14 protein-coding genes are annotated in these 20,035 nt (G+C 35.0%); 7 read left to right on the forward strand and 7 right to left on the reverse strand.

The window, feature by feature from the left end; translation table 11 throughout:
- Positions 1 to 9 precede the first annotated feature (9 nt).
- A complete protein-coding gene (locus tag J8281_RS10340) occupies positions 10 to 810 on the reverse strand; it encodes a DNA/RNA non-specific endonuclease (RefSeq protein WP_210197538.1) in 801 nt (266 codons plus the stop codon).
- Between the two features lie 913 nt (positions 811 to 1,723).
- On the opposite strand from J8281_RS10340, the gene J8281_RS10345 reads away from it, so the two are divergent.
- Complete coding sequence (locus tag J8281_RS10345) at positions 1,724 to 3,313, forward strand: vitamin K epoxide reductase family protein (protein ID WP_210197539.1); 1,590 nt, start codon at positions 1,724 to 1,726, stop codon at positions 3,311 to 3,313.
- Positions 3,314 to 3,328: 15 nt separating this feature from the next.
- Here J8281_RS10345 and J8281_RS10350 read toward each other — a convergent pair whose 3' ends face one another.
- On the reverse strand, positions 3,329 to 4,441 hold the full coding sequence (locus tag J8281_RS10350) for an ABC transporter permease (protein WP_210197540.1): 1,113 nt from the start codon (positions 4,439 to 4,441) through the stop codon (positions 3,329 to 3,331).
- Between the two features lie 4 nt (positions 4,442 to 4,445).
- Positions 4,446 to 6,581 carry a carboxy terminal-processing peptidase gene (locus J8281_RS10355; RefSeq protein ID WP_210197541.1) on the reverse strand — a complete coding sequence of 712 codons (2,136 nt, stop codon included), beginning with the start codon at positions 6,579 to 6,581 and terminating at the stop codon, positions 4,446 to 4,448.
- Between the two features lie 413 nt (positions 6,582 to 6,994).
- Between J8281_RS10355 and surE the strand changes: the two genes are divergently transcribed.
- From surE to J8281_RS10380, 5 genes are all read left to right on the forward strand, one after another.
- Positions 6,995 to 7,777, forward strand: coding sequence for a 5'/3'-nucleotidase SurE (gene surE / locus J8281_RS10360; protein ID WP_210197542.1), 783 nt, complete (start codon positions 6,995 to 6,997; stop codon positions 7,775 to 7,777).
- Positions 7,770 to 8,066 (forward strand): hypothetical protein, encoded by a 297-nt coding sequence (locus J8281_RS10365; protein ID WP_210197543.1) that lies wholly within the window; start codon positions 7,770 to 7,772, stop codon positions 8,064 to 8,066. Before surE ends, J8281_RS10365 begins: the two co-directional genes overlap by 8 nt.
- 25 nt (positions 8,067 to 8,091) lie before the next feature.
- Positions 8,092 to 9,201, forward strand: a complete 1,110-nt coding sequence (lpxB, locus tag J8281_RS10370) for a lipid-A-disaccharide synthase (RefSeq protein WP_210197544.1) — start codon at positions 8,092 to 8,094, stop codon at positions 9,199 to 9,201.
- A gap of 13 nt (positions 9,202 to 9,214) precedes the next feature.
- Complete coding sequence (locus J8281_RS10375) at positions 9,215 to 9,739, forward strand: C40 family peptidase (protein ID WP_246849074.1); 525 nt, start codon at positions 9,215 to 9,217, stop codon at positions 9,737 to 9,739.
- A gap of 103 nt (positions 9,740 to 9,842) precedes the next feature.
- Positions 9,843 to 11,960: a ComEC/Rec2 family competence protein gene (locus J8281_RS10380; RefSeq protein ID WP_210197545.1), complete on the forward strand. Its 2,118-nt coding sequence runs from the start codon at positions 9,843 to 9,845 to the stop codon at positions 11,958 to 11,960.
- A 9-nt stretch (positions 11,961 to 11,969) separates the two neighbouring features.
- On the opposite strand, the gene J8281_RS10385 is transcribed toward J8281_RS10380, so the two are convergent.
- The 4 genes from J8281_RS10385 to J8281_RS10400 all read right to left on the reverse strand — a co-directional run bounded on the left by J8281_RS10385 (position 11,970) and on the right by J8281_RS10400 (position 18,248).
- Positions 11,970 to 13,259: a serine hydrolase gene (locus J8281_RS10385; RefSeq protein WP_210197546.1), complete on the reverse strand. Its 1,290-nt coding sequence runs from the start codon at positions 13,257 to 13,259 to the stop codon at positions 11,970 to 11,972.
- 586 nt (positions 13,260 to 13,845) lie between these two features.
- Positions 13,846 to 14,385 (reverse strand): thioredoxin fold domain-containing protein, encoded by a 540-nt coding sequence (locus J8281_RS10390; RefSeq protein ID WP_210197547.1) that lies wholly within the window; start codon positions 14,383 to 14,385, stop codon positions 13,846 to 13,848.
- A gap of 271 nt (positions 14,386 to 14,656) precedes the next feature.
- Positions 14,657 to 16,060: a peptide MFS transporter gene (locus J8281_RS10395; protein ID WP_210197548.1), complete on the reverse strand. Its 1,404-nt coding sequence runs from the start codon at positions 16,058 to 16,060 to the stop codon at positions 14,657 to 14,659.
- A 16-nt stretch (positions 16,061 to 16,076) separates the two neighbouring features.
- A complete protein-coding gene (locus J8281_RS10400; protein WP_210197549.1) occupies positions 16,077 to 18,248 on the reverse strand; it encodes a S9 family peptidase in 2,172 nt (723 codons plus the stop codon).
- A 466-nt stretch (positions 18,249 to 18,714) separates the two neighbouring features.
- On the opposite strand from J8281_RS10400, the gene J8281_RS10405 reads away from it, so the two are divergent.
- Entirely contained in the window at positions 18,715 to 20,034 is a 1,320-nt protein-coding gene (locus J8281_RS10405) for a hydroxymethylglutaryl-CoA reductase, degradative (RefSeq protein WP_210197550.1), read from the forward strand.
- Position 20,035: the final 1 nt, after the last annotated feature.

A 20,035-nucleotide genomic window follows, 5' to 3' on the forward strand; every position in this document is an offset into this window, starting at 1 on the left:
TAGCAATTGTTAAAATTTCCAATTTTCCGTTATTAATGAACTTTCCAATCTTTCCTGCTCTGTATCTTCCATTTTAGAGAAAAAATCAATTCCGGTGAGGCGTTCTATCTCATCTACCGAAACTACAAATTCTTCTAAGGATCGGTTGGTATTTTTATGCGGAATCAAAAATGCAATCATCTTTGGGTGTTTAGCAGTCGTATCGAGTATAATTTTATAAAAATACTTAGGTATAGAGACTGCCTCATATCCTATAGTTTCGAGATCGTCTGATAAAACACCTCCTGTAACCACATATACTCCGTTATAAATATTTGCCCAGTGCCTAACTTTTTTTTCTAAAGAATTCCAGATACGACTATTAAATTCGTGATCCTGTGGGGTGACATTTGAAGTTAGAAACGTTTCTTCAAAAGCTTTATAACTAAACCTTCTATCTCCCGCAGGGCATAGATGCCCACGATCATACCCCGAATTTTTATAATTTCTCCAATCAGCAGAAGACGAATGTATCTTTTTATCCTGTTCGAAGTAAGGACGTTTAAAATTATTTTTTGACAGATGTTCTTTTTTGAGTTGATACGCTACCCACTCTGCTTGCTCATGCTTTTCAGAATATGAAAGTGAATAATACGTATGCATAATGATTGTACCTGTCGTAGAGGTAGGTAAATAATAAAAACTGGTATTGCTTTCATTATTTATATGCTCTTCAGAAGCTATCCAATTGCCATCTTGGTATTCTTCAATATAATAAAATCCTATCGTAATACTAATGATAAGTATCGGATACAAATATTTTCTTCTCAAAGTAATGTATTTATGGTATCTTCAAAAAACAAAAATCGAGGTCGATAGATATATACTTACGAATCATTTCAAATAAAACTAATTATCTGTTTGAGTAGCGTCTAGAACTTTTCATCTTTGCGAGGTAGATTTCGACTCCGTTCAACCAGACGGTAGCTCTCATTTGTGTTACTGTCATAAGTAACTAACTACTGACCTTTGAACAAAAATATAAATTATGGGTAAATAGATATAAAGTGACATAAAAGATTTTAAAATATAGAGCTATGCAAGGCGCTCAAACTTTTGAAGTAGAAAATGCTCACACTTGGTACGACTGGATTGCAGCTTAGTATTTTAGCATAAACTTAGAATAGCATCGCTACGGTTGCTTTTTATGTTGAAGTATAAACGGAAAAGGACCATTTTTATAAAGTGGAAGTAGTATTACTTCAAAATTTAACATATAATATCTGATTTATATACTGTCAATCTTTAAATTAGAGATATTACGAAAACCGACTTATAAATATGTATGAAATAAGCCATAACAATGAGGATGATACTCACCGATATGATTAACCCGCTTTATGCATTAGAAAATCTATTACGGCTTTAAACTGCTGCAAAACCAATCACTAGGTTGTATTTTTAAGTTTCACCGTAGCGATGCTATGCTGAAACTCAGAAAACACTTGGTTTTATGGCATTTTCAAACCTCATAACAAAATTCTAAAGCATAAACCGGGTTAAATGGCGATTCCATCTGACCATTAAAACAATAAAATAAACAGATGAAACGAGCATTAATAAATTTTAAAAATTACTTCACAAAAGGGAATGTTTAAAATTTTTAATGTGAGAGCGTAGCGCTTACATACGTTCTCAATTTTTTAATTATTTCGTTTCCAAACAATTAAAAAGATTTAAACGTATGAAAAATAATATCGAAAAAATAGTGGAAACTCTTCTTATCAAAAACCGAATAGGTAATTATGATAAAAAAGACTTAGAACTCCAGCTACAAATACATCCAAACTATCCCAGTTTTCAATCTATTACAGATACTTTAGATTATTTCGATATAGAGAATATAGCGGTAGAAGTGCCTAAAGATGCTTTAGAGCAACTGCCTTCTAGTTTTATTTCGCTTATTTCTAAAGAAGGCCATGAAGAGATTGTTGTGGTACTTAGAAAAAAGAACAGTATTGAGTTAAAACATACAAGCCTTTCTAAAACTTCATATAGCATTGAAGAATTCAATACCATATGGGTGCCTAAAGTTATTGCTGTAGATTATAACGCTAACAAAACCCGAGTTAATCATAGATCTTTTGTACAACGTTTTCTTGGTATAATGGTATTGGTATCTCTAATTGCTGTTTTTGCGATGAGATCTTGGAGCTTATATGAAATTTTATTCTTGATATTGTCTATCACTGGCGCTACTTTGAGTATTCTTGCCCTTCGGGAGAGCATAGGGATACAATCTCAAACCATTCATCAATTTTGTACGACAGTGGGAAACACCAACTGTGGTGATGTAATCAATAACAATAGCGGAAAATTATTTAAAGGCTTTACTCTTGCTGATGCAGGAATAGCTTTTTTTGGTTCTATTTTACTGTATCAGATTTTCTTTGGCTACACTAGTGTGTTACTAATTCCGACCGCATTAGGTATTCCTTTTGTTATATATTCTATCTACTCCCAGGGAGTTATTATTAAGAAATGGTGTGCGATTTGTATGGCGATGGGCCTGGTTTCGATCGCTCTTGCTAGTATTGCTATCATTAGTTTACCATTGCTTATTGATATACGAATGTTACCGGAACTGTTGTTACTCTCTTCTTTATTTACTGTTACATATCTTTTTACGAAAGAGCATCTGGTCTCTAGCCAAAGTTTAAAAAATGATAACAGGAAACTAAACCAGTTTAAGAGAGATGGACAAATTTTTGATCATTTACTAGGTACATCGCAGCAAGTTATGGATACTGCTACGTTTACGAATGAAATTATTTTAGGTAATCCCGACTCACATTTTAAAATCATAAGTTATACCAACCCAATGTGTGGTTATTGTAAAGAAGCTTTTGAAGCCTATGCGCGTGTTATTAGAACTATGGGGGATAAACTTCAAATTGTGATTCGCCTGGGGGTGAAATTAGATGATCAAAATGCCCAACCTACACAAATTGCCTTACGCCTTTTAGAAATATATCACCAACAAGGACAGGAAAATTGTATAGCTGCATATGCTGATTGGTTTGCAGATAGAACATATTCAAAATGGATTAAAAAATATAACAAACCTTCTAATAGCCCTTTACATAAAGAAGTGTTGCACAAACAATTAGAATGGTCTAAAAAAAATGGTATTGCTTACACTCCGGCTACCATCATTAACACACGAAGCTATCCTAAAAAATACAGTTATGAAGAGTTTTTTCATTTTATAAGCGTACAGCTTGATGATTATCTCGAGTCAACTTCAGAAAAAGGAAATACGGTAGAGGCATAGATGTGACGCTATATATTACCCTTTCACATCCAACGTATCCCTAAGGGCATTGCCAACTAGCATAAAAGACATCACTAAACTCATAATACCAAGCCCAGGTATAATTGCCAAATAAGCTTTTCCTAAAATAATATATGAATAATGATCTTTAATCATGGCACCCCAACTGGCAGTTGGTGGTTGTGCCCCTATCCCCAGAAAGCTAAGACCACTCTCTATAAGGATGGCAGCTGCAAAATTAGCAGCCGAAATTACGATTACCGGGGCTAAGCTATTAGGTAAAATATGTTTTGTTATAATTCTTAAATGAGTGAAACCCAAAGCTTTTGCCGCAGTAACATACTGCATTTGTTTTACACTTAGTACCTGACCTCGTACTACTCGAGCTACTTCAACCCACATCGTTAAACCTACTGCAATAAACACTTGCCAAAACCCTTTTCCAAGTGCTAATGTAATTGCAATTACCAAAAGTAACGTTGGTATAGACCAGGTAACATTGATTAACCACATAATTGCTGTATCTATACGACCTCCAAAATATCCGGCAATGGCTCCTAGAGATATTCCCAAAACTAATGAAATTAATACGGCTACAAACCCTATAGAAAACGAAATACGCAGTCCGACAAGCATACGACTAAGCAAATCTCTTCCATATTTATCGGTACCTAATATAAAAGTTTGATCTCGTATATAGGTACGAGTAATTTCATCCTTAGTTAAATCTTGTGGAAAGACCTGTAATGCAATTTTTTTTTTAATATCAATTAGTTCTCCCTCGCTGTAAGGAACGATTAATAATGCATCATCTTTAAAAGTATACCTTTCTATAGGAATTTCGGTATCTGTATTTTTTTCTCCAAAAAAAAGTGTGTTAAAAAAAGATTGATCATATGAGTTTTGAGAAGGTATGGTCAACATAGTAACCGTAAATCCCGGTGACTTTGAATGAATAGACAAATGCATCTGATTTGCATTTCGAGAATTATCTGGCGCCAGAATATATGCAAAAATGGCAATAAGAGCGCAAAGTAGTATAAAGCAAAAACTCAAAACGCCCCAAAAATTTTTTTTAAACTTTTGGAGCGCTACTGTACTTAAAGAGTTCGATGTTGTCGTACGCATTAATCTAATTCTTCAGTGTAAGAGAATTTTTAGATCGACGTATATTGTTAATTTTCATATCTTCGAGTACGCTAATTGCTTCTTCTACATACACATCTTTGCTTAGCGTTTCGTGCCATCTTTCTCGCTTTTCTTCTAAAACAGAATCTTTTTTCATAAGCGCCACTTCGTATGGTAGTGACTCAAAACTAAGATCTGTTTTATAGTCACTAATAGCATCAAATCGCTCTGCTTGCTTCTCGTTCAATGCAATATTTGCCTTATATTTATCGTATTGTAAAGAGTAGACATTTACATCTCTTTTTTGTCGTACCCACTTCGCATTTTCTTCAATAAGCTTTAGTTGATCGTTTTGAGCCATTCTAACCTTACTATTGGTTATGGTTTGATCAAAATCTATATATCCATCCCATTTTGAGTACTCTGCCGCAGGAATTTTATCCCAAGGTAAAGGATTCTCTTGATCTTTTTCTCCAATATCGATATAACTATAACGATCAGGAACGACTACATCGCTTTTTACACCTTCTAACTGTGTCGATCCTCCATTCACTCTATAGAACTTTTGAGTAGTAAGCTTAAGAGCTCCTAAATCTCCAAAATCGTTACTTCTCATCCACCGATTAAGATCCATTACATTCTGTACAGTACCTTTTCCGTAAGTTTGCTTACTCCCGATAATAATAGCTCGTTTATAATCCTGCATAGCCGCTGCCAAAATTTCAGAGGCTGAGGCAGATAATTCATTAACCAAAATCACCAGTGGACCATCCCAAAGAACATTTCTGTCTTTATCACTTAATACCTCAGGTGTTTCACCTTTGGTTCTTACTTGCACTATTGGCCCCTTCTCGATAAAAAGACCGGCAATATCAACAACGGTTTGTAATGATCCCCCTCCATTATCTCGAAGATCTATTACTAACCCATCCATTTTCTGCTCTTTTAAACGCACAATTTCCTGTCGTACGTCTTTTGCTGCATTTCGTTGATTATAGTCCTGCATATTGAAATAGAACTTTGGTAAATTAACGATTCCAAATGTTTTATCGTTTTTCTTCACTACTGAAGATTTGGCATATGTTTCTTCTAGCTCTACAACATCTCTTACAATATCAATCACCTCGGTAGTACCGTCAACTTTTTTAACTGTTAGTGAAACTTTAGTTCCTTTAGGACCTTTAATTAAACTTACCGCATCATCAAGACGCATACCTACCACACTTACAGCTTCTTGCTCATCTTCTTGTTTTACTTTCATGATCAAATCGCCTACTTCTACTTTATTACCTCTCCAGGCTGGACCTCCTGAAATGATTTCAATAATTTTGACATTATCGTTTTTCTTTTGTAGTCGCGCTCCGATACCTTCAAGTTTTCCAGACATGGCGATATCAAATCTATCTTTATCTTGCGGTGCAAAATAGTAAGTATGTGGGTCAAATTCTTCAACAATAGAGTTGATGTAAATCGTAAACCAATCTTTGCGTTCCAGATCGTCTGCAAATTCAAAATACTCTTTTAGCGAACCTTTTGTAATCTCTCGAGATTCTTCTTCGAGTGTAGTTGCAGTTTTTCTTTTGTAGTCTTTGTTTGCGGTGACAGAATCTAATTGTTCTTCTACTTTATCGTAATAGCTGGAAAGTGCATTAAATTTTAATTGCTTTCTCCAACGATCTTTCATTTCTTTTTTGTTCTTTGCGTAGGGCAAATTATCATAATCAGTACTTATATTTTCGTCTTTCTGAAAATCGAAAGGCGTATCAAGAATCTCTTGATACAGCGAACGGGCTTGCGCCATTCGTTGTTGTAAACGGGTATACGTTAAATCAAAAAACGTAATTTCTTTATTTCTGATTTCATCATCTATACGTTTTTCAAACTCCTTAAACTCATCAATATCGCTTTGATAGAAATAGCGTTTAAGAGGATCTAACGCATCTACATAATCTGCGAAAACTTCTTTTGAGAAATCATCATTAATATCCTTCGCATCATAATGTCCTTTACCCAGAACATAACTTATCAAATCAATGAGTAGTTTATCTTTATCTGGTCCACCTTCAACCTTGGTGGTAAAACTACAAGAAGCAACCGAAACGATCACGGTAAGCATCAAAATCAAAAAACTCTTTTTCATACGCTCAAATAAAATTAGGGGTTTTACTTAGAACTCGTTTACATTTTTTTCAATTGACTACAAAATAATCTTAGTGGTCTACTTATTGTAATTTTTTAGTTGCGTAATCAATACTATACGACAAAAAAATATTTCAATTGAACAATTAATCTTTCGCAATCGCACCATCTGGTACCTTCCTATCGGTCGGTCTTGCTTCAATCAAAAAGTGTAAACGAGTTCTCAGCAAATTACATTAAAAATCGTGCCAATAACCTGTAATATTACTAAATTTTTCTTAAATGAGCTAATATTCTATACTCCTCTTTTTTTGAGCACTTCAAAGCTTAAAAAAGTGTATTTTTATCCTTGAACTGGTTTACTTTTTTCAACTTGCTAAAAATGTAAACCAGTTCTTTATAAAATTACTTTTTATGTCACAAAAAAAACCTTTGATTCTTGTTACTAACGACGATGGTATTACCGCGCCGGGTATACGTGCACTAATCGGTATTATGAATGAAATCGGCGATGTTTTTGTCGTAGCTCCAGATAGCCCACAAAGCGGTATGGGGCATGCCATTACAGTAAATAACACAATTTTTTGCGATCCCATTGTTATTGATGAAGAAGCACCTCAGCAAGAATATAGTTGTTCGGGCACCCCGGCAGACTGTGTTAAGTTGGCATCTAGAGAACTTCTACCTAGAAAACCCGATCTTTGTGTAAGCGGTATTAATCACGGATCTAATGCTGCAATTAATGTTATTTATTCAGGAACTATGAGTGCTGCTGTAGAAGCTGGTATCGAAGGAATTCCTGCTATTGGCTTTTCTTTACTTGACTATAGTATTGATGCTAATTTTGAACCTTCAAAAAAGTTTGTAAGTAAAATCGTAAAAAAAGTATTGGCAAATACATTGCCAAAAGGTGTTGTTCTCAATGTAAATATCCCTGTTCTTCCAGAAAATGAGATTAAAGGTATAAAGATTTGTAGACAAGCCAATGCCCATTGGATGGAAGAGTTTGATAAAAGAACAAACCCTATGGGAAGAGAGTACTATTGGCTCTCTGGGAAGTTTGTAAATGAAGACAAAGGAGAAGATACAGACGAGTGGGCATTGCGCCAGGGATATGTTTCTGTAGTCCCTACGCAATTTGATCTAACTGCTCATCATTTTATACAAGAACTTAATAATTGGTCGTTACATGATTAAGAAAGAAATGGGTATAGGCCTTGTAGCCGGTCTATTCGCAAATAGTATAGGATTTACACTTTGCGTTTTTATATTTTCAGCATTAAGTGACCAGTATCTTGGTTTTTCAACTACTGTTAAAGCCTCTATAGCTAATGACAGTTTTGGAAGTCTTATTGTCCTGGGCGCTATTCCTAATCTTGTACTTTTCTTTTTATTTCTGAAAAAAGAACAAGTGTACAGGGCCCGTGGCGTGCTTCTTGCTACACTTATTGCAGCTATATGCATCGCAATTAGTAAATTTGGTTAATAATTTTAATGTTAAGTAGTTTTTAATGAAATACTACCTTATTGCAGGAGAAGCGTCGGGAGATTTACATGGTGCTAATCTCATGAAATCTATAGTACGAGAAGACCCAAATGCCGCATTCAGATTTTGGGGAGGCGATCTTATGCAAGCCGTAGGGGGTACTTTGGTAACACACTACAAAGAAAGATCATTCATGGGATTTATAGAAATCCTTCTAAATCTGCCTAAAATATTAGGATTTATAAAGCAGTGCAAAAAAGATATTTCACTATACCAACCTGATGTTGTGATTCTTATAGATAACTCGGGTTTTAATTTGCCTATTGCAAAATGGGCTAAACTTCATGGCTTTTCTACACATTATTATATTAGCCCACAAATTTGGGCTTCTCGCGAGGGTCGTATCAAGACCATAAAAGCTTATGTAGATCATATGTATGTAGTCCTTCCTTTTGTGAAAGATTTTTATGATACCTACGAATATCCGGTTCAATTTGTAGGTCATCCTCTAATTGATGCTGTTGCTGATCACCAACCGGTACTCCCCAAAGATTTTAAAGAAAAAAATGGGCTAGACGATCGACCCATTGTGGCAGTATTACCAGGAAGCAGAAAACAGGAAATCAAAAAAATGCTCGAGGTCATGCTAACGGTGGTAGAAGATTTTCCAGAGTATCAATTTATCGTTGCAGGCGCCCCAAGTCAGAACGCCGATTTTTATCAATCTTTTATGAAAAAAAAGGGGGTATACCTGGTGATGAACCAAACCTATGATTTACTTAGTTTAAGTAATGCTGCACTGGTCACCTCGGGAACGGCTACCCTAGAAACAGCACTATTCAAAGTCCCGCAAGTGGTATGTTATAAAGGAAGTGCCATTTCATATCAAATCGCAAAACGAATCATAAATCTGGACTATATTTCTTTGGTAAATTTGATAATGAACAAACCTATTGTGACTGAACTTATTCAAAGTGAATTAAATACCAAAAGACTAAAAGAAGAACTTACTGTAATTTTGGATGAGTACAAAAGAGCGGTTATGTTTTTGGAATATTATGATTTAGAAAAAAAACTTGGAGGCAAAGGTGCAAGTGATAAAACTGCTGCACTTATTGTAGAATCTATTAAATAAACCCTTCCCCAAAATGAAAAAAATAATAACCTACTGCCTTTTTGTGATGTGTGTCGCTACTTTATTTTCTTGCGGAAGCTCATCTAAAAATAAAGCTATAATTTCAGATCAACCCACACCAGCTTTCAGAAGAGGAACACCGAAACTTTCAGTTTCCCGAAAGATTAAAAACATAGTCAAGTATGCGAAATCTTTTAAAGGAACTCGATATAAATTTGGAGGAACTACAAAAAAGGGAATGGACTGCTCTGGTTTAGTGTACACCTCTTTTAAAAAAGAAAATATAATTTTACCCAGGACGTCAAGAACTATGGCGACACAAGGCAAGTCTATTGCTATCAAAAAGGTGAGTGTTGGTGATTTACTATTTTTTAAGACCAATAAAAGGAAAAATGTGATTTCTCATGTGGGATTGGTTGTCGAAACTAAAGGAGCTATTCAATTCATTCATGCTTCTACCTCTAAAGGAGTGATCGTATCAAGCTTAGATGAAAACTACTGGAGTAAAGCTTTTGTAAGTGCGAGAAGAGTATTCTAATGAACATACTGGTTCTGATATCTAATCACATAAGGCAAAATGATAGATTCGGTATAGGGCTATTTATCTAAATTATGTCATTTTGTAACCTCAGTTTCAAAAAATGAAACTGAAATCCAGTATTCTTGCATGGGTACACATTTTAAAAATCATTGTACCCCAAAACATGAAGCTACTCAACGTTCCGTTTTTGGTGCTTACGCTATCTACTGTACTGGGTGTGATCATTGGGTGGTACGATTTACTATCGTATCCGATATCGCTTACCCTATTTATTGTTTTAGTGGCCATATTGTCATTAACTTGGTATCATTCAAAAAAAATAGACTCTCGCTCTCACAGTTTTACCATTTTTACGATACTTACATTTATTGCTTTTGGTGTTGTCTTGGTTCAAATACATCATCCAAAAAACGATGACAACCACTACAGTCATAAAATAAAGGAAGAGCAGTATTCAAAAAGTGCTTTGGGCCTCAAATTTCATATAAAAGAACGCTTAAAATCAACTGCATACTATCATAAATACATAGTTGCTATCAAGCATATTGGAGAAAATTCTGCTAAAGGCAATCTACTACTTCAAATTCCGAAGAAAAAAACACTTCATCTTTTACATATAGGTGATACCTATACCGTTTATGCAAAACTTAAGGTAATTCCCGGTGCTATACATCCATATCAGTTCGATTATGCCAAATATCTTCGTAATTTTTATGTGCATCATAGAATTATAGTGCCTTATGATCAACTTGTTCGCAATGTTGAAATACATCAATCGCCATTCCGTTTGGCAGATCGCCTTCGAAAACAAATCAATGCAGACCTCTCTAAGTTTTCATTTACCCCTCAACAATTGTCAATAATCAATGCGCTACTACTAGGGCAACGGCAAGATATTGATGATAAAACTTTTGAGCGCTATAGAGATGCGGGTGCCCTTCATATTTTAGCGATTTCGGGGTTGCATGTTGGCATCATTCTTTACATTTTAAATATACTCGTAAAACCCTTGCAAAGGTGGCGTCGCCATGGCAAAAGATGTTCATTACTCATAATCTTGATTTGTCTATGGTGTTTTGCGATTGTCGCAGGGCTATCGCCTTCGGTACTACGAGCGGTCACTATGTTTTCATTTCTTGCCATAGGTGTGCAGTTTAGATCTCAAATCGCTATGTATAATGCGCTTTTTATCTCTATGTTTTTACTTTTATGTTTTGATCCTCTTTTACTTTTTTCGGTTGGATTTCAGCTTAGCTACCTAGCTGTCTTTTCTATCGTTTGGATTCAACCCTTACTGTCAAAAATATACCATCCGCGGTATTACATTTCAAAAGTAGTTTGGGAAACATGCACTGTAACGGTTGCGGCACAGTTATGCCTATTTCCGCTCTCCTTGTTTTATTTTCATCAGTTTCCTTTGCTATTTTTAGTATCAAACCTCATCATTATTCCTTTTTTGGGAATACTTTTAGGATTTGGAATTTTAGTAATCATTTTGGCCATGCTGCATATACTTCCCGAAGTAGTTGCAAAGGTGTTAGGTACTTGTATCGACAGTATAAATGTATTGATTACCTGGATTTCAAACCAGGATAAATTTATTCTGGAAGATATTCCGTTTTCTTGGAGGATGCTTGTGGTAACCTATACTATTATAATTGCTTTAGTTTTCTTGTTTCAGAAATACGAAAGAAGAAGGCTGTATGGGTTGATGGTACCTACACTATTTTTGTTTTTAATTTTTACTTATGAAAAGCAATATGCACATACCCTTCAGGAATTGATCATTTTTCAGAATAAAGAGAACACCACTATTGGAATTCTAGAAAATCGCAAACTAAAATTATACAGTAAACAAGCAATTACCCGCTCAGAAAAATCTTTTTTAGCAGGAAGTTACAGTATTACAAATAAAGTGCATATTGATTCTTCTTTCTTCCCGTTAAAAAATATGTATCGCTATAAAGATCATACTATCGCAATAATAGATAGTAGTAGCGCTATTCATTATTTTCAGCATAGTAAGCCAGATATAATCCTTTTAACTGGTTCTCCAAAAATACATTTAGACAGGCTTATCGATAGCCTGCAACCAAAACAAATTATTGCCGACGGTCATAATTATAAATACCTTATGGTGAAATGGGAATCAACATGTAATCGACAAGGCGTACCTTTTCATAACGTAAACAAAGCAGGTGCTTTCATTTTAAGGTGAGGTAAATAATTATAGCACGACAAAAGATTCTTTGATCTCATCGAATTGCGGAGAGACAATGATTTCTTGGATTATTTTATGGAGTTTAGGGATACAGTCTTTTGCCATTTTATTTGGACTATTAAAAAGAACACATATACCCAGATCTTCGTCAGGGTAAATGGCAATTTCGCTTCTGTAATTATTTACTCCTCCCCCATGATGAATGACTTTATTTGTCTGCTTAGCTTTATTGTCATAAAATTCATGAACTCGCCATCCTAATCCGTAGAAAGAAGCTTTATATCCTGGCCATCGTTGATAATAATTTCTTCTTCCACCTACCTGTACTTTAGGGTTAAAAACCTCTTTCATAGTCGATGCCATTAAAACATCTGGATGATTTCCTAATAAAAATTTCATCCATTTCCCCATATCCGTAGCACTTGCATTGATTCCGCCAGCAGCTACAGCATTATAATATTTTTTGTTGATTTTAGTAGGTCTCCAACCTCGTCGTATACGTTGATGAGGCATTGCTACATTATCAGACAGGGTTAGCTCTTCATAACTTGCAGAAGCCGTTTTCATTGCTAGAGGTTCGAAGATTCGGTTTTTAATCACCTCTTTTAAGGGTTGATGTGTTACTCGTTCGATAATTTCGCCACTTAGTGCAAAAATCGCATTCTGATAATTGTATACGTTACCAGGTTTTTCTAGAGGTAGTACTTCATTAAAACGACCTGCGATTGTGGTTAAAGACAATCCATCTTCCACCAAATTAGTAAAACTATGATATGGCAAACCAGAAGTATGCGATAATACGTGAGATAAAGTAATCTGTTGTGTTAGTTTGGCATTAGCAAGTTTGAAATTAGGAATATGATCTATGATCTTGTCACTCCATCCAATCAAACTATCCTGTACGTGAATTCCCGCTAAAACCCCGGCAAATCCTTTAGAAACCGAACCAATTCTAAAAACCGTTTCGGCATCTACGGTATCCTTTAAAGCTACATTCTTACTTCCAAAACCTCCTGAATAAATAATAGAATCACATTTTACGATAGCAACAGAGGCTCCTACAATCTGATTTTTATCTACTGCATTTTTAAAGTAGTCGGTTATGGCTTGCTCTAACTTCTTCTGATATCGGTCCGTAAAATGAATATCTATGGATTGCGGCGCAGGGAGTGGAGCCAAATCAACAAGATTAGCAATAGTTTGATGTTTACTTTCGGGTCGTTTTGCAGCGATGAAAATTAGCAACAAAACAATCAATGACATAGAGGGGACGGCTATAGCCAAAAATCTTTTCATCCGTTTATAATTTTTGTTTTTTAATGGTCAGATGGAATCGCCATGTAATCATAATTAATAGGTATTAACATATTCTGTTTCGGCTTATTTCATCTGTCTAAAATTATGTAATTCAATGAAAAATAAGTAATTACAAAATTTTGGACAGATGTAAACACTTCGTTTTCGCACAAACTTGTTTTAATCATATCGGTAGGGTATGCTGAAAAAAGTTTATGCTCATTTTATAAATAAATTTCAAAAGGGCAAAAAAATAAAAAAACATCGACAAAAACAACAAAAAATCCCATGAAATGCAATTTTGGTGATTTTTACTAGTTTTTTTAAGGTCTTTTGTGGTTGCGAATAAGATAACGTAGATATCTGTATTTAATTGTATAAAGGATAAGAGATAGTGATATAGTGAGATAGCACATTTGAGCGTACTATTGTATTATGCTTACTTTTTGGCAGCGCCGAAGGGTGTACTGCCAAAATGAACATAGGGAATTACTATTTAACCCAGTAAATAGCAGTAAATGAGCTAATAGCACTTCCACTTTAAAATAATTACTCATTAAAAATAAACAGACGATGTGAGCGTATCCTAGTTAGAGAAGCTGCCAACAAATGATTTTTCATACTTCTTCCAGGCATCTGCAGTTGTTAGTTTCTTGTAATCATTGTTGTTAATCATCTTAAGATACAGCTCTAACTGTTTTGGAGTTTTAAAGCCTACAACAGGAGCAATAAGATTTCCCTTTTCGTCAAAAAACACCATACTCGGATAACCGGTAACCTTTAATGCATTTGCAAAGAAATGTTGACTATTTCTACCTTTTCTGCCAGGATCGTGATTAGGATTGGTATAGGTGAAGTTATTGTATCGAATCTCTTCAGTACCCTCTGCATTGAATTTTACAGCATAATAATGTTCATTCACATAAGCAACTACATCTGCGTTGCGAAACGTTTTTTTATCGAGCAATTTACAGGGGCCACACCAATCGGTATAGACATCCATAAAAATCTTTTTAGGCTCTTTTTTTTGAGCGTCTAATGCTTCATTCATTGACATCCAATTGATTTCTTGTGCAAAAATCGATGTGAATGCTAAAAATGCAATAGTAGTAAGTAGGTTTTTCATAATCATAGCTTTTGATTTTTTTCAACAATAATTGTTCCTTTTTTAAAACTTTTCTTTTCTTTTAGAAAATGAGTAACGTTAGATCAATCGTTGTGCATACAAAACGAGTTTATATGTATATTATTGGCGCTGGCAAAGGGGATGATACCCCGAGACCTGCCGCGAAATTAAAAATTGTGTTCAACCAATGTCATGGATTTGCCTTAAGATAGTTGATTAGTATTCACCTACTTCATTTTCTAAACTCATTCTAATTACTAGTGTTGCACGATTATGACTTCACTTCTTCTACAGACTCCACTAATTCATATCCTTCGGTTTCATAAACTGTTCCTTCTTTATCTTCAACACCGTGGGTTAATTTTTCCAGTTTTTTTCTGAATACCATCACTAGTAATCCAAAAGTAACACAGAACACTGCGATACCTGTAAAAATGGTAAATTCTCCTAAACTCTCAGCAGATTCTCCAAGTAATCCTGCCAATTTGTTACCAAACCCTGTCATAGCGAAATATACGCCCATCATTAATGCCCCATATTTGACCGGAGCCAATTTGGTAATAAATGACAATGCTACGGGTGAAATGCAAAGTTCTCCGATAGTATGAAATAAATACGCTAATACTAACCAATACATGGCAGAAGATCCATCAGCATTAAATTCTGATGCTGCAGCGGTCATAAAAAAGAAACCCGTACCCATAATGATAAGTCCGATAATCATTTTGAATAACGAAGTTGCCACTTTACCCTGTAGTTTTCTCTTTGCCCAATACCAAGCCACCGTTGTTCCTAAAAAAATAATAAACATAGCATTTAATGACTGAAACCATGAAGCTGGAACCTCCCAACCCATCAGCATACGATCTGTTTTTTCTTTGGCGTAAATATTCATTAATCCCCCTGCCTGCTCAAAAGCTCCCCAAAATACAATTACTAATAAGAATGAAATTAATAACACTATAATTCTGTCCTTTTCAACTTTGGTTAGGGGTCGATTCATAGCCTCTTTATCTTCTTCAACTTCAGAAGTTCCGAGAAAATTTCCAACATTTTTCAAATATTTCTGACCTAAAAGATATTGTAACAATCCCAATGCCATACCTATACCTGCCAAACCAAAACCATAGTGCCAACCATGTACTTCTCCTACATATCCTACAATTAAACTAGACAAAAAAGCGCCTAAATTGATTCCGATATAAAAAATAGTAAATCCTTTATCCCGTCGTATATCTCCCGGTCGATACAATCCCCCTACCATTGTAGAAATATTAGGTTTTAACATGCCTACCCCGGCTATAATCAAACCAAGACCAGAATACCATGCCCACATTTGCTCTACAGCCAAAACACTATGTCCTGCAACCAATAAAATTCCCCCTATTAAGACTGACTTCTTTTGACCAAGAAATTTATCGGCAATCCATCCTCCGGGAATCGACGCCACATACACCAACATGGTATACCAACCATAAAGTGCCAAAGCTTCTCCAGAAGACCAACCCAGCCCTGGATTTTCATCTACAGTCTTCGCCGTTAAGTACAGTACAAATATTGCTCTCATTCCATAGTAGGAAAAGCGCTCCCACATTTCTGTAAAAAATAATATATAAAGTCCTACCGGATGCCCAAAAAGTTCTTTTTGATGTGCTGCTTTAACTGTATTTGCCATTATGTTAATTTAATATTTATAAGTTGTCTTTAATAAAATTGGTCATTTTTGTAAACAAATGTAAACGGGTATTACCACCATAAATCCCGTGATTTTTATCTGGATAGATGGCCCAATCAAATTGCTTATTGGCCTGTACCAAAGCTTCTATAAGTTGCATACTGTTCTGAACGTGTACATTATCGTCTGCACTACCATGTACTAATAAAAACTCACCTTGCAAGCCATTTACATAATTTATAGGAGAGTTTTGATCATACCCTTTGGCATTTTCTTGCGGAGTTTTTAAATAACGTTCGGTATAGATAGTATCGTAAAATCTCCAACTGGTAACAGGCGCAACAGCAATAGCCATTTTAAATGTATCTGCACCTTTAAACAAACAGTTGCTTGACATAAAACCTCCGTAGCTCCATCCCCAAATACCTATTCTGGCTGCATCAATATAGGCAAGAGCTCCTAATTTTTTGGCTGCTGCAATTTGATCTTGCACCTCTAAATTACCTAAGTCATTTTGTGTCACTTTTTTAAATTTTGCTCCTTTTAGCCCCGTACCTCTGCCATCAACACAGGCAATAATATAACCTTGCTGCGCTAACATCATATGCCAATAATCCCTTTGGCTATTCCAGGTATTTGTAACCATTTGGGATCCCGGTCCAGAATATTGAAACATGAGTAACGGATATTTCTTCTCAGGATCGAAATTATTGGGTTTGATCATATACATATTCAATTGCTCCCCGTGTATTTCAATAGTAGAAAACTCTTTGGGTCGAACATCGTAAAGCTTTAATTTTTCTACTAAAGCACTATTCATTTCGAGTTCTCGTATAATTTTTCCGGTAGTTCCATCATTTAATGTGTAGGTATATGGAGTTCTAGCATTCGAAAAATAATTAATGTATACACTGAAGTCTGCACTAAACTCGGCATCATTAGATCCATCTTTTGAACTTAATCGTTTCTTATTTTTTCCTTCTAGGGATATGCTATACACATCTCTATTGACATTGCTATCTTCTACACTTTGATAAAATATATTTTTACTTTTAGGATCATAACCATAGTATTGCGTAACATCCCAATTGCCTTGAGTTATCTGGTTGATTAATACTCCCGATGACGAATAATGATAAATATGGTTAAATCCATCTTTTTCGCTAGTCCATAAAAAGCTGTTATCTTCTAGAAAGGTCAAATTATCAGTAATATCTACATAGGCACTATCTTTCTCGTTAAGTACTACCTTCGGAGTTTTGATTTTAGCATCGATCATCAATACATCCAGGTTGTTTTGATGTCTATTCAATACTTGCGCACTCAAAACATTAGGATCTTTAGTCCACTTTATTCTGGGAATGTAAAAATCTTTGTAGGTTCCTAACTTAATCTCATCTAGCGACATCGCTTCTAAATCGGCAATAAACAGAGAAACTTTTGAATTTTTTTCTCCAGCTTTTGGATATTTAAATACTTGTTGTTTTTGGTATAATCCTGTACCAAAAACATCCATAGAAAACTCGGGTACTTCGCGTTCGTCAAAACGTATAAAGGCAATTTTTTTACTGTCGGCACTCCAGTCAAAAGCCCTAACAAAAGAAAATTCTTCTTCATGTACCCAATCGGTAATCCCATTAATTATTTCATTCTTCTTGCCATCATTCGTAAGTTGTACTTCTTTCCCTGTCACAAAATTTAGCATATAAATATTGTTGTCGAGCACATAAGCAACTTTGTTTCCATCTGGAGATAATACGGGTTCTTGAATTTTTTGATCACTTATTTTAAAAACTCCGTTTGAAGGTACATCGTAAATATGGTAAATCGCCTTTTTTGACCTACGATAGATAGGTTCTACCGCACTTGTGAGAAGTATTCTGGTTTCGTCTTTACTAAATGTATATCCCTGAAAAGAGTTCAACCCCTCTATAGAAGAAGAGCTCACCAAAGTCTTCACTTTATTACCAGTAGCATAATCATAAACTACAATATGGGTTGCGCCAGAAATTTTATCATTTTCTAAAACCGAATATTGTGTTCCGTTTTTTAAGGAGTGTACCGATTTCAAACCTTCTGTTCCAAAAGTGCCCGCAAAGATCTCTTTCAGGGTTATTGGTTTGTTTTGTGCAATTGCAGAGAATCCTACAAATAATAAGATTCTAAAAAACAATGTTGTACTGTTCATCTTTGTATTGATTGCATTTAAAAGTTTTACGTAGTAGCTTATTTTAGAATTTCAATACTAAGTTATGCTCTTCGCTATTTATTTTCTAAATTTTAACAATGCCAAGATTACTAAAAAATCTGCGAAAAATACAATAAATGCTGTTAAATACAATAAAATTACCCTAGACTATTGACTTTTTTTTAACATATCGTTAGTGAAATGAAGAATGTTTCTTACTTTACTATTTCTTAAAATGCCAAAATTGCAAAGCAAATCTATTGCAATTATGTATTTTCATACGTTTGAATGTTTTTAATTGTTTGAAAATGAAATAATTAAAAAATTGAGAACGTATGTAACCGCAACGCTCTAACATGAAAAATTGTAAACATTCCGTTTTGCGAAGTAATTTTTAAAATTTATTACTATTCGTTTCATAAAACAGAATAGTATATTTGAAGCTATTTATAATAGTATACAAAACATGAGTCCTTTAGTTTCTGGTTTTTCTAAACTCTCTAAAACTGATAAAATCAAGTGGTTAGCTACACATCATTTTAATAATGACCCTACTGCTACAGCTGTACTGACGACGTATTGGAATTCTGATGAAAAATTGCAGCGATTACATGATGAGTTTACAGAAAATACGATTTCTAATTATTACCTTCCGTTTTCAGTAGCCCCAAACTTTGTTATTAATGGCAAAACCTACACGATCCCAATGGCGATCGAAGAGAGTTCTGTAGTAGCTGCTGCCAGTAAAGCTGCCAAATTTTGGCAAAAACGAGGGGGTTTTACAGCAAAAGTGCTGTCTACTACGAAAGTAGGGCAAGTTCATTTTTTATTTACTGGAGTTCCTGATCACCTATTACAATTTTTTACAGAAATTGAACCCGTGTTGCGTGCTTCCGTCTCTCATATCACCAAAAACATGGAAAAACGTGGCGGGGGATTAAAAAGTATAGAACTAAGAGACAAAACCGCACAACTCGATTCGTACTATCAACTGCATTGTACATTTGAAACTGCAGATGCGATGGGGGCTAATTTCATTAACTCGACCTTAGAACAATTAGCTAAAACCCTGGTGACCGAAGCTAAACATTATGAGCACTTCTCAATTTCAGATAAGCATATAGAAATTTTGATGAGCATATTATCAAACTACGTTCCTGAATGTTTGGTAAAAGCTACTGTATCCTGTAAAATTGATGAATTAGAAAGCACAGCTACATTATCTGCAGAAGCATATGCCAAAAAGTTTATAAGAGCAATACAAATTGCAAATATAGAGCCCTATCGTGCGGTAACGCATAATAAGGGTATTATGAACGGTATAGATGCCGTTGTATTGGCAACGGGTAATGATTTTAGAGCAGTAGAAGCCGGTGCGCATGCGTATGCGTCGCGAAAGGGCACTTATACCAGCCTTACTCACGCCGAAATTAAAGATGATACTTTTACATTTTCGATTGAAGTCCCTCTGGCTTTGGGTACCGTTGGGGGATTAACTAATTTACATCCCCTAGTAAAATTCGCTTTACAGTTACTCGATACACCCAATGCAACAAAATTAATGGAAATTACTGCAGTAGCAGGACTCGCTCAAAATTTTGCTGCCGTAAACTCTTTAATTACGACAGGAATTCAGCAGGGCCATATGAAAATGCATTTGATGAATATCCTTAATCAATTTGAAGCTACGGCGCATGAAAAAGCAAAGCTCATAAAATATTTTGAAACCAATACTGTTACTCATAATGAGGTAGTTACGCAAATTGAAAAGTTAAGAACATCCTAAC

It is taken from the genome of Aquimarina sp. U1-2 (assembly GCF_017897595.1).
Lineage (GTDB): Bacteria > Bacteroidota > Bacteroidia > Flavobacteriales > Flavobacteriaceae > Aquimarina.

Excerpts from the sequence above, each read along its gene's own strand:
- J8281_RS10400 (WP_210197549.1), bottom strand. The coding sequence starts at position 18,248 with ATGAACAGTACAACATTGTTTTTTAGAATCTTATTATTTGTAGGATTC.
- J8281_RS10405 (WP_210197550.1), top strand. The coding sequence starts at position 18,715 with ATGAGTCCTTTAGTTTCTGGTTTTTCTAAACTCTCTAAAACTGATAAA.
- J8281_RS10345 (WP_210197539.1), top strand. The coding sequence starts at position 1,724 with ATGAAAAATAATATCGAAAAAATAGTGGAAACTCTTCTTATCAAAAAC.
- J8281_RS10395 (WP_210197548.1), bottom strand. The coding sequence starts at position 16,060 with ATGGCAAATACAGTTAAAGCAGCACATCAAAAAGAACTTTTTGGGCAT.
- J8281_RS10365 (WP_210197543.1), top strand. The coding sequence starts at position 7,770 with ATGATTAAGAAAGAAATGGGTATAGGCCTTGTAGCCGGTCTATTCGCA.
- J8281_RS10390 (WP_210197547.1), bottom strand. The coding sequence starts at position 14,385 with ATGAAAAACCTACTTACTACTATTGCATTTTTAGCATTCACATCGATT.
- lpxB (WP_210197544.1), top strand. The coding sequence starts at position 8,092 with ATGAAATACTACCTTATTGCAGGAGAAGCGTCGGGAGATTTACATGGT.
- J8281_RS10380 (WP_210197545.1), top strand. The coding sequence starts at position 9,843 with ATGAAACTGAAATCCAGTATTCTTGCATGGGTACACATTTTAAAAATC.
- J8281_RS10375 (WP_246849074.1), top strand. The coding sequence starts at position 9,215 with ATGAAAAAAATAATAACCTACTGCCTTTTTGTGATGTGTGTCGCTACT.
- surE (WP_210197542.1), top strand. The coding sequence starts at position 6,995 with ATGTCACAAAAAAAACCTTTGATTCTTGTTACTAACGACGATGGTATT.
- J8281_RS10350 (WP_210197540.1), bottom strand. The coding sequence starts at position 4,441 with ATGCGTACGACAACATCGAACTCTTTAAGTACAGTAGCGCTCCAAAAG.
- J8281_RS10385 (WP_210197546.1), bottom strand. The coding sequence starts at position 13,259 with ATGAAAAGATTTTTGGCTATAGCCGTCCCCTCTATGTCATTGATTGTT.
- J8281_RS10355 (WP_210197541.1), bottom strand. The coding sequence starts at position 6,581 with ATGAAAAAGAGTTTTTTGATTTTGATGCTTACCGTGATCGTTTCGGTT.